This is a genomic window from Paenibacillus sp. FSL E2-0151 (assembly GCF_037993015.1).
GTDB classification, from domain to species: Bacteria; Bacillota; Bacilli; order Paenibacillales; family Paenibacillaceae; genus Paenibacillus; species Paenibacillus amylolyticus.
Genome location: NZ_CP150308.1, coordinates 2698548 through 2712623 on the forward strand (window position 1 = coordinate 2698548; position 14076 = coordinate 2712623).

Below are 14076 nucleotides of genomic sequence, written 5' to 3' on the forward strand. Positions count from 1 at the left end.
TTGTGTGCTGAATTGACCTATCATATGTTTGTTAAACACCGTAATCACCCTTTCTTTTTTTGGAAATAAATACAATGTAGACCTCGTATGTTTGCATCTTAACACCGGCTTTTACAATCTGTCAAACATTTTTCACAACTTATTTTGTCTTTATGTGGTCACTCGGGTTTGTATTCAAGTCCCTGTCGAGATATGATGGAACATATATATACAGAAGGAGCTGACACCAAATGAGTACCATACATGTATCCGATCAAGCTGCTCGCTGGTACAAGGAAGAGCTGAATTTGAACGAGGGAGACAGCATTCGATTTTTTGCACGTTATAGCTCTGGCGGAGGTCTTCACCCTGGATTTTCGCTAGGTATTGCTGTAGAGAAACCAAGACATCCTGCGGATCAAACCGAAGTTTCGGGGATTCAATTCTTTATGGAAGATCACGATTATTGGTATCTGAAAGGGCACCAACTGCATGTGGACATCGTTGATGAAGGTCAGGATATCGAATATCGTTACACGGAAGTCTAATGCTTGAAGTATTCTGTTAAGCAATAGGTGGATTACAGGTCGCCACCGGCTTCCGAGTAGGAGGAGGGGATAAGCAGTGAATCTGCCACCACGAGATTTGGCCCAGTATATCGCAAAACGCTCACATATTGTTGTAAAAGCGGCGGTGCGGGCTGAGAACGAACAAGGTGAATTACTGCTGATTCGGCATGCTGAACATGGTCACTGGCGGTTGCCATCAGGTGAGATGCGCCCGGGTGAAGCCATTGAAGGTGCTGCACATCGGGAGTTATGGGAAGAGACAGGTTGGACTGCTGATACCATGACACTCGAAGGTCTCTATTCGGGGCCTGACCTTCGGCATCTGCATTCAAGCGGAGATGAAGAGTATTATGTCATTGCCCTGTTTCGGACAGTGATCATTCAGGATGACCTTGTGGAGTCGCGTGTAAATAGTGATGCAGGTCTGAAGTTTTTTGCGCTGGAGTCGTTACCACCTCTGAATCAGATTAGCCGAATCCTGTTAGCGCGGGATATTGCAGAATAAAATAAGTGTTGACCGCAAAAAAATGACCTTGGCATGCACGATAAAGTGGATGCCAAGGTCATTTTTTCTTAAAATCCGATTCTGGTGCTCAGAGCATGAATTACACCTGATCCAGTGGTTCATCATCCATCGCAAAATCAAAATCATCAATATCGAATACCTGTACAGGTGATTCAGACTCAATTATGCGTGCAATCAGTTCAACCTGATCGGTAAGAATCGGGATACTCAGGCGCTGAGATGTCAGCAGCAGTTCGGTCTCAATGGGATCGAAATACTCCCCGTACTGTGCCGTATCTATTGCATTGATAATGGCAATGGATACTTGGTCACCAAATAAAATGGAGGGGCTTTTGGCCCATGGAACAAGTAACGCACGCTCTATTTTTTTCTTATTCAGCGGTTCCTCGAAATAAGAAATCATTTCATTGATTTTGGATTTCACATGCTGATCATCTGCCGGGTTATCCATCATGGGATCAGGACTGGTCTGGAATTCATATAGCTCAAGGATGGTGGTATAAGGAACAATATATTCAACAGGCGCGGGCGGCGCTAGCAATTGACCGTAAATCGCCACCATCACGGCTTCTGTAATAAACTGACGTGACATGGTTCCTTAATCCTCCTGCGCCATTAATAGTTGCAAAGTGAATCTATACGTTTATGCAACAGCATAACCATAATAGTACGTGTTCAAATAGGACGGTTTTCAGTACCGAGAAGACATTTCGGCTGAATTCCATATTCGATGCTGATGATGCCTCTAGGCATCCTTCGTAATCAAAAGCGGACTTTTTGAACAACCTCTAATGTGGATTATTCTGTTGTAGACTCGTGTACATAATTTGCATGAATAGAAGTATATCACACAACGGTGGGAAATACAGCCAATCTGCATAGCATGTAAGGTCACAAGCTTCACAATTTGATTCAGGATTTGCCCAGCAGCAATGATAAAATTCCCGCCGCAATCAATGGACCCACAGGCACACCCTTGAATAGGGCAACCCCAAGTACCGTTCCGATTAACAGCCCTGCAACGACAGTTGGCTGTGTACCCATCAACATAGCGCCACGTCCTCCGAGATATGCCACCAGTAATCCTACGCCAATGGCGAGCAGTGATTTCCAGTGCAGGAAAGACTCACCGATCGTCTGCAGACTCATCTTGCCACTGGCAAGAGGTGCCATCACGCCAATGGTCAGAATGATAATGCCCAGTGTAAGTCCGTATTTTTCAAGCCATGGAAATGCCTGATTCAGGTTCAGGACTCGTAGCAACAACAGAAATACCATCGCTACGGTCACAGGTGTGTTGCTGCTGATAATCCCGAGAGCCGCAAATACGAGCAACAGCAGGGAAGTCATATCCATTGTTTTCATTTCCCTTCAGTCTGTCCACGTTGTTTGCTAACGATATGTTCCGCAATGTAACGTCCATGCCAGCGCCCGGATTCAATAAAGACTTCATTGGCATTACGACCCGAAGCGATGACTCCGCCCACATATACACCAGGTACGCTGCTTTCCATCGTTTGTGCATCATATAGAGGTTTATCCATATCATCAGACATCTCCACACCTACCGACGTGAGTAGTTGACGATCTGGACGGAAACCGGTCATTGCCAGTACGAAGTCATTATCCAGTTCCCGAGTGGAACCATCCGTGTGTATCAGACGAATCGAATCATCGAGTATTTCATTCACGCGTGATTCCAGGTGGAGTGTGATATGACCTTTTGTCACCATGCTCTCGAATAGCGGACGTACCCATGGTTTAATATGCTGGGACAGACCACTGCCGCGATAAACCATATCAATATGTGCTCCGACCCGAACCAGTTCCATGGCTGCATCCACGGCTGAGTTGCTTCCGCCAATAATGGCGACACGTGTACGGGTATAAGGGTGGGCTTCCCGGAAGTAGTGGGTTACCTTATCTTTATCTTCTCCAGGGATGCCCAGATAGTTAGGATGGTCAAAATAACCGGTAGCTACAACTACATTGCGTCCAACATGTACGATGGCCTCCCCGCGGCGATTGAGCGTATGTACCTCAAACGTACCATCATCCTTGCGTTTAATTTCACGGGCTTCCTCATAGTTATGAACACGCAGACCAAAATGTTCGGCTACCCTGCGATAATAGGCAAGTGCTTCATAACGAAACGGTTTATCATTAGGTGTGCTGAACGGAACGTTTCCGATCTCAAGCAGCGGGGCTGTGCTGAAAAACTGCATATGGGTTGGATACAGATAAATAGATTGAACGATATTGTATTTCTCAACGATCACAGCGGACAGTCCCAGCCGCTCACATTCAATGGCAGCAGACAGACCGCATGGGCCTCCGCCGATAATAATGACATCTTCCATGTTCTTAATCCTCCTTATTTCAAGCAATATAATCCTACCGTAAATAACGAGCCAATGCCAGTTCAAGCGTGGAGTTTAATTAGACAAGCTTACTTGAAACCAAAGGAGTTGACGTGCAGAGAAGAAAAGACTAATATCAAATTAGATATATATCTAATTGAAAGCGAGATGAACGATGATGCAGCTGGAGAAAATTGTGGCTTATCATAAAGCGTTGGCTGACCCGACCCGGCTTCGCATGCTGCTGTTGTTGGCACAGGGTGAACTGCACGGACAGGCACTTGCCGAGCGGCTGAATCTGTCACAGCCAACCGTGACACATCATGCATCCAAGCTGAGAGAGGCGGCGCTGATTAAGGAACGACGGGAGAAAAATACAGTGTATTTCACACTCAATCCTTCGTTTATCCGCGAGAATGCACAGGCTTCGGTTGATTTTATCTTTAATCGAGAGGAGGTTGAGGATATGAGTGATGTGAACGAAACATTGAAAGCGTCGGTCATGAGGAATTTTTTCTCCAAAGATGGACGACTGCGTCAGATTCCGGCTCAATACAAGAAAAAACTGATTGTACTTGGTCATCTGGTCGAGCAGCTTGAATTTGGTCGGAAGTATACGGAAAAAGAAATCAATACATTTATAAAGCAATACCATGAAGACTTTGCCACGATTCGTCGGGAATTTATCATGCATCAGTTCATGTATCGGGAAGAGGAGATCTACGAATTGAATCCGAAGGAAATGTGGACACGCTGGGATCAGGTTAAATAGAGTAGCTGGTGGTAAAAAAAGTTTGGGCTTGACAACTGTTAAGCTCAGTGTGTAACATAATGGATAATTCTACAAGGGAGGCGATTGTTTATGACAAATTTAAATGTAGTATACGTTAATTTGAATATGAACAGCGTCTCCGGAACGGATCAAAGCATGTAATTTTGCGTTAGCTGGATAGCAGTATCCATTGTAACGTGAAGTATCGCATGCTCAGATGAAGCCACGGGTGACGTACCCGTGGCTTTTTTGTTTGCCGATAAAAGGGTGTTCCTGAATGGTTTATATCGGAGGGTTAAGTATACTATCCGGTAGATCTACAAGAAGGGATGATCTTTGATTCGGCTAACTACCTATTGCCACGGGTGTATTTCTACTCGTGGTTTTTTGTTTTGATCTGAACCGGAGATGATTGTTCACTCGGCTTGAACGAAGTAAACAAACTTATTTTGGGAGGAATTTTTATTTTAGATAACCATATTGAGAAGTACGGCTGGTCTGCAAAGTGGCAGGAACTGTGGCAAGAGACAGGGATGGAAGAACAGGAGAAAAAGCCAGCCAGAATTATCGCAGACCATGGACATCTGCAACGTTTGATTACAGAAGAGGGCGAATGCTGGGGAAGGATTTCGGGCCGAATGCGTCATGATAGTCTGGAGACCAGCTTGGCACCGGCGGTTGGAGATTGGGTGGCCATTACAGGTCAGTCGGGTGAAGAAGCAATTATTCACAATCTGGTGCCACGTCGGAGCAGGGTATCGAGACAGGCGGCAGGTCCGGTGACCAAGGAACAATTAATCGCCGCAAACGTAGATACACTGTTAATCGTGGCTGCACTTAATCATGATTTCAACCTTAGACGACTCGAAAGGTACGTGATGATGGCTTGGAATGGTGGTGTAAGGCCAGTCATTGTTCTGAGCAAAAGTGATCTGTGCAACAATGTGGAAGAACAGATCCGAAGTGTAGAGGGAATCGCCCCAGGCGTTGAAGTGCTTGCGATATCTGCAGTGGAGGGTCAAGGGAAATCCTTACTGGAACGATATTTGCAGCCAGGGCTGACTGTTGCGCTCACAGGATCTTCTGGCAGTGGCAAGTCTACGCTGGTGAACTGGATGATGGGTGAGGATGTGCAGCTTACGCAATCCGTTCGCGAGGGAGACAGTCGGGGGAGACATACGACAACACACCGGGAGATGTTTGTACTTCCACAGGGAGCCGTATTGATCGATACTCCAGGAATGCGCGAGCTTAATCTCTGGGATGAGGGCAATGATGGGCTGTCGCATGCGTTTGGAGAAATTGAAGAACTTGCCGCCACGTGCCGATTTCTGGATTGCAGTCATACACGGGAAGCTGGATGTGCAGTGAAAGAAGCCATACAGGATGGTTCATTGGATGAAAAAAGATTGAATAATTATCTGAAAATGCAGAAGGAATTGCAATATCAGCAGCGCAAGGAAGAAGTGGCATCCAGAAGGCGTACCGCTTCCAGCAAACCGGCCAATAGTCGCAAACCCAAGCACTCCCGTAGTGTGAAAGAGTGGGAAGAAGCCTGAAATCAGGCGGGCATCATCCGGTATCTTGCATAAGATAGGTCAGGAGGGATGTCATTATGCCAGATTACAGGATTATTGTAGATCTGTCTGACCACATGTTATATCTTCTGGACGGCAATCAGGTGATTAAGGGCTATCCTGTGGCCACCGGCAAGATGCTCACGCAGACTCCAAACGGGGAGTTCACTATTGTTAACAAACAATCGAATCCAGGTGGGCCATTTGGCGTGCTCTGGATGGGGCTGTCTGCTCCCCATTATGGCATACACGGAACCAATGAGCCTTGGTCTATTGGCAAATCTGTCTCCCACGGTTGTATACGCATGTACAACTCGGATGTACTGGATCTGTCTTCCAAGGTATCTGTAGGCACTAGGGTAACGATCCGGCCGTAGGGCCGGATTTTACTTTTATAAGAGGTAGTTCAAAAAGTCCACTTTTGATTACGAATCATGCCTAGCGGCATCAGGACTGAAGTGGATGAATTTGGAATTATAGAAAGAAGAACATATAATATGGTAAAGTTGCGGCAGTTACGAGAGAAAGTGAGTGATAGCTATGCTGATCAGGCGGGCGCGTGAAGGGGATGCGCAGGGGATAGCCCATGTACATACGGAGAGTTGGAAAACAACGTATCGGGGAATTGTGCCTGACGATTTTTTGGATCATTTGACTATAGAATCAAGATTGCCCCAGTGGGAGAAGGCCATTCGTTCTGGCGAAAAGGATCAGATCTTGGTGGTAGCTGAACAGGATGATGGGAACATTGTCGGATTTGCTTGTGGGGGTAAGGAGCGTGAAGGAAAATTACCTTATGATGGAGAGTTGTATGCTATATATTTGCTGAAGGAAGTACAACAAAAGGGGATAGGTCAGCAACTGGCGACACATGTCGTTCATCATCTACAGACCCACAATATGAAACGTTTGATCATATGGGCTTTGGAGCGTAATTCAGCTTGTAGCTTCTATGAAAAGATGGGAGGCACTCCAGTCCAGACACAGTCCCTCCGCTTTGGTGGTCAAGATCTGATCGAAGTTGGCTACGGATGGGAAGACTTGAGCCTCTTTGGAGAGAAGAGCCTGCCCGACTGTTGAAAGACGTCCAGATGGCGAGAGAATAGTGTGGGTTGTATTGTTTCCTTAAGTTAAAAGAATGGAAGAGTTAATTCAGATCTTCACGTTTGCGTAATTCTGAACAAGGTTAATGATGTATTACACCGTGATGCAGGTGTGACATTTAATCTTGATCAGGAGGCGTATTCACATGACTTTAATGGACACTGAACATACAACATGGACGAAACAATATATTAATGGCAGCTGGGTAGATGGCTCCGGTGAGAAAACAATGGAGAATATCAATCCTTATTCGGGAGAAGTAATTGCCACATGGCGCTCTTCCAATAAGAAAGACATAGATAAGGCTTATGAGTCAGCTCAGAAAAATTCGATTGAATGGGCGAAGTCATTGCCTGCTGCGAAAGAAGAGGTATTGCGTAAAGTTTCATCCCTGATGGTAGAGCGAAAAGAGGAGATCATTCAACTGTTGATCACGGAATCCGGGAGTACCCGGATCAAATCGGAGGCGGAGTTTGCAGCCGCTAAACGCATTGTGGATGAAGCAGCATCTTTTCCTTATCGCATGAAGGGTGAGATCATCCCGTCCAATACCCCTGGCAAAGAGAACCGTGTGGTTCGTGAGCCTAAGGGAGTGATTGGTGTTATCGGGCCATGGAACTTCCCTTTGCATCTATGCCTGCGATCTGTAGCTCCAGCGATTGCCCTTGGTAATGGTGTGGTGATTAAACCAGCATCAGACACTCCGATTACGGCAGGTTGGCTCATTGCCGATTTGTTTGAACAAGCGGGTCTGCCTGAGGGCGTGCTAAATGTCGTTGCGGGAAGTGGCAGCGAGATCGGGGATTACTTTGTCGCTCATCCGGTTCCCAAAGTAATTTCATTCACGGGTTCCACAGAAGTTGGACAAGGGATCGGTAAACTGGCGGGTGAACATTTAAAAGAAACGGCACTGGAACTTGGTGGCAACAACGCCATGGTTGTGCTGGAAGATGCGGATATTGAACGTGCTGCCGAAGCGGCGGTCTTTGGCAAGTTTCTGCATCAGGGACAGATCTGTATGGCTCTGAATCGTATCATTGTGCATGCCGATATTTACGATAAGTTCGTCGATTCATTTGTAGCCAAAACGAAGAATGTCCAGGCAGGTGATCCAGCGGATGCCAAAACACTGGTGGGTCCTCTCATTCGGGAAAAAGAGGTAGAACGATTGCTGGAGCTTGTGAACAAAACCAAGGCCGAAGGTGCACGGTTATTGCTCGGAGGGACCAGTAAAGGCAGTGTGCTGTCTCCTACTGTACTTGCCGATGTTAAACCTGAACAGGATATCGTGCAGCAGGAATTGTTTGGCCCAGTAGCAGTGATCATGAAGGCTCATGATGAGCAGGAAGCTGTACGTTTGGCGAATGATACGCCTTATGGACTTAGTGGTTCCGTATTCACCCAAGATCTGAATCGAGGATATCAGGTTGCCCAGCGCATTGAATCAGGTATGGTGCATGTAAATGATCAGTCTGTGAACGATGAAGCGCATGTGATGTTTGGCGGTGAAAAAGCTTCAGGGATTGGACGTTTCGGTGGGGATTGGGCCATTGAGAAGTTTACACGTACGCGTTGGATCAGCATTCAGCACCAATATCGGGAATATCCGGGAGTAAAATAAGTCGAAAAAGGGTGAACAAGCAGGGGCATTTATGAATGATTAGAGTGGGTTACAAAAAGATCGACAAATCATGCGAAAGTCCGTCTCCAGCTTGGTGGGACGGGCTTTTTGCACAATTTTACACCTCAGCAAAATACGGCTTAAGATAAGAGTGGAAAAGCTGTTTGGGGCTGACGCTATCTGGTTATTTATGGATACACGGAAGAATCGATCCGTAAATCCAATGGCAAAGGGGCTTTAAATTCATGTCCATTGACCGCTTTATTCTGAGGAAACTGAATACCTGTCAGGAAGAACATACACGTGCCAATTTGGTTCGGCTGTTTGTCATTCGTATTCGTAAAGCCGAGATTGCGGAAGAACATGATGCCGCCTATGTCCTGAGCAAACTGCACTGAGCGATGGCTGATAATAATTGTGATCCGCTGTTAACGTGTATACAACTCAAAAAAAGGAAGCTTGTCTATGACGACAGCTTCCTTTTTCATGTCTTGTAATGAATGTGTCTTGGTTGACTCCTTTTAATATAACGATAAAGCAAGGGAGTCGTTTTCACTTCGACTGTGGAGAATGGCTTCTCCATTAACAATCTCAATACTAATTAAAGAATGCAGACATTTTTGAATGGCGCGTTTACCGTTGCTAATTTTATGCTCAAGAGCACTGCTAAGCAATCTTAATGTCTTCTGCATAGGTTGTTTGTTTTCTTGATTAAAATATACAGGGATTGATTTGTTTTGAAAGGTTATTAGGGTTCTCACTTGAAATCACCTCACGGTTGTTATTTCATACAGCTAATATTAAATTCCAATGCTTAAAATTACCTTAAAATCAGCTTATGAAAACATAAAGGTGGGTAATGTTTGAAAAGTGTTCACAATTCAATTGTGAGCGAAGGAATAAAAGTCCTGAAAAACGTAACTTAATTACCATTTAAATGGAACAAAAAACGATAATTTTCGTATCCTCGCAATATTAAATTGCATAACTGCCACAAAAGTTCTGAGTCGAATGTACGATATTTTAATATATACGTGGGTCATATGTAACAAAATTACAAGTGGTACATTGCAAACAGGGTGTTTATGTAAGAAAATAGGGTTGATATAACGATTCATTCTCTTTTTTTTGATTTAATCTGACATTAGGACAATTTACATATGAGACCATGGGAGGGATTCGGATGATTCTAACCGTGCATTCCGGCCGCGAGGAAGGAGAATGGTTCGACATCGATGTTCCGGACGAATGTACCATCGAACATTTGAAGACATTACTCGGCGTTCGCATTTTTGGACAGGCACCGGGAGACGGCATTCAGTACATCCTTGAAGCCAAGTTTCCGGAAGGTCTGTGGTTCTCTCCGCAGAACGCACAGCAGTTAATGGAAACGGGACTGAGACAAGGCAGTTGCGTACGTGTCCAGCGGGCTTTTTCAACAACTTCGGAAGAAGCGCCTGTATATGGAAGACGTTCATTGTTTCAGCAGGACAGCAACGAATAGGGCTTTTGAACGTATACATTCATTATTGAACGAACTAAAGGAGGTCTTCTCTTCGTGAATGTGTTATATCAGCGTTCTCCAAGAATGACACCGGTTCTCAAGGAAGAGAGACTCGAAATACTCAGGCCTCCAACAGAACCGAGCAAACCCACGTTTTCCATGATATCCATTATTGTGCCGATCATGATGACTATGGTCAGCATTGGTTTCTACGTATATATCAATATGACCGGCAAAATGAATAACAGCAGTTATATGATGTTTCAGATGATGACGGTCATGATGATGCTTACTTCTTACACCATTCCATTCTTCGTGTATCTGAGCAATAAGAAATCATATCGCAAAAAATTGGAAGAACGAAAAATAATGTATCTTGCCCAACTGGACAAACACCGGGAAGAACTGAAAGAAGCTCAGGCGGAGCAAGTGAAGAGCCTATACGAAATTCATGGTGATCCGGGTGTGTGTCTTCAAGTGGTGAAGAACCGGAACAGTTCCTTGTGGGAGCGTTCACCAGAGGATGATGATTTCCTTCAGGTACGCATTGGTACGGGAGAGATTCCATTCCGCATCAAACTTCAGGTTCCGCGGATTGATGGTTACGAGAAGGATGAGCTGATTGAAGCGGCCCATGAACTTGCGGCTGAATTCCAGACGGTACCGGATGCTTCCATTACATTGCCTTTGTTCCAATCGAAGGTTATGGGACTTGTCGGTGATCGGGAGGAAGTGCTTGCTTCCCTGCGAGTCATCATCTCACAACTGGCGGTACGCCATTCCCCGGATGAACTGAAGCTTGCTGCTTTCTATGAAGAAAAGGACAGCAAGGAATGGGACTGGCTTCGCTGGATGCCACATATCTGGGATGAAGACCAAGGACAACGCTATATGGCCGACAGGCACAGCGGTGCGCATCAATTGGCGGACAGCTTGTTTTCCGTGTTGAACCGGCGTCGTAACAATAAGGAAGACCGCTACAAGAAAAGCATACAAACACCATGTTACGTTGTAATTCTCTCCGATACGCAATTAATTGAAGAAGAACCGTTGCTTCCGCTGTTGCTGGAGTCGGCTCATGACATTGATGTATGCACCATCATACTGGCTAATCGCAAGGAGTCTCTACCGATGCATTGCCAGTTGATTATGGATGCCTCCAAAGGCAAAGGGGTGTATATCAAAAAAACGGAAGATGCAGATGTTATTCAACAAACGTACAAGCCTGATGTGATCTCTAAAGAGATGGCAGAGGCGCTTTCCCGTTATATGTCACCGATCCGGTTGAAACGTTCATCTGCTTCGGATATCCCGCAAGTGCTCCCGTTATTTGATATGCTGAGCACATCACGCGTGGAAGATCTCGATGTGGTGTCCAGGTGGGGACAGACGAGATATCCTGATACGCTGCCTGTACCAATGGGTGTGCGCGCTGGCGGCAAAAAAATTGCGATAAACCTGCATGACAAAATTGAACGTCAGGGTCATGGTCCCCATGGTCTGATTGCAGGTACAACCGGTTCAGGTAAAAGTGAAGTCATCCAGTCCATCGTAGCTTCACTCGCTGCTGAGTTCCATCCACATGATCTGGCCTTCATGCTGATTGACTATAAAGGTGGCGGGATGTCCAATACATTTGTTGATCTGCCTCATGTGGTAGGGACAATCACCAATCTGGATGGGAATTTGATCGAGCGGGCGAATATTTCACTTCGTGCCGAACTGGTCAGAAGGCAAAAAATATTAAATGATGCGGGAAACCTCCAGCATATTGATGAATATTACAAGATTCTGCGTTCCAGACATGAACAGCCACTTCCACATCTGGTTATTATCATTGACGAGTTTGCTCAATTGAAGCGGGACCAGCCGGAGTTCATGGATGAATTGATCAGTATCGCGGCCATTGGCCGGACACTTGGGGTTCATCTAATTCTGGCAACCCAAAAGCCAGCTGGTGTTGTGGACGATAAAATATGGAGTAATTCGCGCTTCCGGATCTGCCTTCGCGTACAGAGTGAGGGAGATAGCAGGGATATGATCAAGATTCCAAATGCTGCCTGGATTACAAAGCCTGGTCGCGGATATTTCCAGGTTGGTAGTGATGAAGTGTTTGAAGAAATGCAATTCGCCTGGAGTGGTGCACCTTATAACCAGCAGGAGGATTCAACAACGGTATTACCTGTTATGGAAGTGCGCCTGAACGGTAAGCGGGAGCCTCTGTTAACTGGAGAGCGCAGAGCCGTTCTCAAAGGTGAAGATGTTCCGAAACAGCTTCAGGTATTTATTGATTATGTTGCGCAGTCTGCAGCGGATGCGGGTATCCGTCGTTTGCCAGGACCATGGTTGCCACCTTTACCAGAGACACTGGAATGGGAAGGTCTTCAGGAATGGCAGGAAGAAGAGAATCGGGAGCTGCTGCTTGATGGCGGAGCGAGTGGTCTGAAACCACTGGTTGGTTTGCTGGATGATCTCCCTAATCAGCGCCAACAACCGCTCGCATTGCCTGTGGATCAAGGACATCTGGTCGTGTACGGCATGCCAGGACTGGGAAAAACAACATTTGTTCAGACCTTGCTTATGTCTCTGGCTCGTTCCCATAGAACTGAGCCTTGGCATGGTTACATTATCGACATGGGCCGTATGATGAAAGACTTTGCAGCACTACCTCAGATCGGTGGTGTGATGATGGCTGAAGAGGAAGACCGGATCAAGCGGTTATTCCGCTATATTCTCAAGCTGTCAGCACAACGCAAAGATATCATCTCGGAGGCGGGGGTTAAAACGATTTCGGCGTACCGCCGGACAGCTCACGCGGCTGTCCCGCAGGTTGTGGTCGTTATCGATGGTTATCTTTCATTCCGCAATGCCTATCCGGAAGAGAATGAACTTCTGGAGACGATCCTGCGTGAAGGCGGAAGTCTGGGTATCACCTTTGTGCTCACAGCCAATCGGGTAACAGATGTATTTGAAAAATTCAGAAGCAATATTCCCAATGCGGTTTCATTTGAGTTATCCGATCCAAGCGATTATTATTATGCCGTGGGAAGACCTTCCAAGGCGCCAAGCCAACTTCCGCCAGGAAGAGGTCTGGTCAAAGGGCAAGTGCCTCCGTTAATGTTCCAGGCGGCATTACCCTCTTCAGGGGCAGATGAGGGCAAGCGTTCATCGGCACTGCGCCGTACGATTGCTGAGATTCGCCAAGGCTGGACAGGGGAAGAAGCGCCGCAGATTGCTCCACTTCCGGAAGAGATCAAACTGAAAGATCTGCTCATTCGGACAGGATCATATGGTCAGGCTTGGGATACATCGTCTGTAACTGTCCCTGTGGGATTGCTTACGGATGATCTGGAACCATTCGAGCTTAATCTGCGTGAAGGTCCGCATTTCATGGTAACGAGTCCGATGGAAGGCGGCAAAACGACATTTTTATTGACATGGATGTTATCACTGGCTTATCATGCTTCTCCGGAAGATGTGCAAATATACACAGTAGATATGCGTTATGGCTCAGGTGGGCTGGGGGAAATCAGCAGTTTGCCCCATGTCCGTGGACATGTATCGCGAGAAGAACAGCTTGCGCCTGTCATTCAACAGTTGTACGATGAAGTTCTGAAAAGAGGCGAGATTTCCGGTGGACCGGAACTTGTGCTCGTCATCGACGATGCGGACACCTTGTCCAAGCAGTTAAACGATTTTAATGTGAAAGATCAATTGGGAGCGATTGTTCGTCAAGGAAGGGATCGCGGTGTACACGTGATTCTATCCGGAGTTCCGGCAGACTTCCCAACTTTTGGTTCTGACTGGGTAACGGATGTGAAGGCTTCCCAGAGTGGAATGCTGTTCGGGACTTTAGACCCTAACGATCTCTCGTTCTTCCGTATACCTTATTCCGAATCCGGAGGTAGTTCAGGTGGGCTGAAGGTACTGCCTCCGGGTCAAGGTTATTATGTAAAACGTAAATATTCCAGGGTTAAAGGTGCAGTTCCATGTGATGACAGCTGGAAAATGACCGATTGGATTTCTGAAATTCGTGACCGATGGCATGTTGTAGTTTGAGGGGA

General features: G+C 46.2%; 14 protein-coding genes. 10 read left to right on the top strand and 4 right to left on the bottom strand.

Translation table 11 applies throughout. From position 1 onward, the window contains the following. Positions 1-230 precede the first annotated feature (230 nt). Complete coding sequence (locus tag MHI55_RS12460) at positions 231-527, top strand: HesB/YadR/YfhF family protein (RefSeq protein WP_036609218.1); 297 nt, start codon at positions 231-233, stop codon at positions 525-527. Positions 528-603: 76 nt separating this feature from the next. Further along, positions 604-1053, top strand: coding sequence for an NUDIX domain-containing protein (locus MHI55_RS12465; RefSeq protein WP_339188163.1), 450 nt, complete (start codon positions 604-606; stop codon positions 1051-1053). Positions 1054-1153: 100 nt separating this feature from the next. On the opposite strand, the gene MHI55_RS12470 is transcribed toward MHI55_RS12465, so the two are convergent. From MHI55_RS12470 to MHI55_RS12480, 3 genes are all read right to left on the bottom strand, one after another. Then, the gene (locus MHI55_RS12470; RefSeq protein ID WP_036609214.1) at positions 1154-1666 is read right to left on the bottom strand and encodes a hypothetical protein; all 513 of its coding nucleotides are present in this window, start codon (positions 1664-1666) and stop codon (positions 1154-1156) included. Between the two features lie 320 nt (positions 1667-1986). Further along, positions 1987-2430 (bottom strand): DUF441 domain-containing protein, encoded by a 444-nt coding sequence (locus MHI55_RS12475; protein WP_339191615.1) that lies wholly within the window; start codon positions 2428-2430, stop codon positions 1987-1989. Positions 2431-2435: 5 nt separating this feature from the next. Then, complete coding sequence (locus MHI55_RS12480) at positions 2436-3434, bottom strand: YpdA family putative bacillithiol disulfide reductase (protein WP_076249782.1); 999 nt, start codon at positions 3432-3434, stop codon at positions 2436-2438. A gap of 178 nt (positions 3435-3612) precedes the next feature. Between MHI55_RS12480 and MHI55_RS12485 the strand changes: the two genes are divergently transcribed. From MHI55_RS12485 to MHI55_RS12510, 6 genes are all read left to right on the top strand, one after another. Then, positions 3613-4206 carry a metalloregulator ArsR/SmtB family transcription factor gene (locus MHI55_RS12485; protein WP_339191614.1) on the top strand — a complete coding sequence of 198 codons (594 nt, stop codon included), beginning with the start codon at positions 3613-3615 and terminating at the stop codon, positions 4204-4206. A 425-nt stretch (positions 4207-4631) separates the two neighbouring features. Continuing rightward, complete coding sequence (gene rsgA / locus MHI55_RS12490) at positions 4632-5765, top strand: ribosome small subunit-dependent GTPase A (protein WP_339188160.1); 1134 nt, start codon at positions 4632-4634, stop codon at positions 5763-5765. A 56-nt stretch (positions 5766-5821) separates the two neighbouring features. Next, positions 5822-6160: a L,D-transpeptidase gene (locus tag MHI55_RS12495; RefSeq protein WP_253507579.1), complete on the top strand. Its 339-nt coding sequence runs from the start codon at positions 5822-5824 to the stop codon at positions 6158-6160. 163 nt (positions 6161-6323) lie between these two features. Then, positions 6324-6863 carry a GNAT family N-acetyltransferase gene (locus MHI55_RS12500; RefSeq protein WP_339191612.1) on the top strand — a complete coding sequence of 180 codons (540 nt, stop codon included), beginning with the start codon at positions 6324-6326 and terminating at the stop codon, positions 6861-6863. 169 nt (positions 6864-7032) lie between these two features. Continuing rightward, positions 7033-8508, top strand: coding sequence for an aldehyde dehydrogenase family protein (locus MHI55_RS12505; RefSeq protein WP_340390144.1), 1476 nt, complete (start codon positions 7033-7035; stop codon positions 8506-8508). Between the two features lie 245 nt (positions 8509-8753). Continuing rightward, positions 8754-8906 (top strand): hypothetical protein, encoded by a 153-nt coding sequence (locus tag MHI55_RS12510; RefSeq protein WP_164783094.1) that lies wholly within the window; start codon positions 8754-8756, stop codon positions 8904-8906. Between the two features lie 123 nt (positions 8907-9029). On the opposite strand, the gene MHI55_RS12515 is transcribed toward MHI55_RS12510, so the two are convergent. Then, a complete protein-coding gene (locus MHI55_RS12515; RefSeq protein WP_074094612.1) occupies positions 9030-9269 on the bottom strand; it encodes a hypothetical protein in 240 nt (79 codons plus the stop codon). A 422-nt stretch (positions 9270-9691) separates the two neighbouring features. On the opposite strand from MHI55_RS12515, the gene MHI55_RS12520 reads away from it, so the two are divergent. Continuing rightward, on the top strand, positions 9692-10012 hold the full coding sequence (locus tag MHI55_RS12520) for a hypothetical protein (protein ID WP_036609203.1): 321 nt from the start codon (positions 9692-9694) through the stop codon (positions 10010-10012). 54 nt (positions 10013-10066) lie between these two features. After that, a complete protein-coding gene (gene essC, locus MHI55_RS12525) occupies positions 10067-14071 on the top strand; it encodes a type VII secretion protein EssC (protein WP_340390146.1) in 4005 nt (1334 codons plus the stop codon). Positions 14072-14076 lie beyond the last annotated feature (5 nt).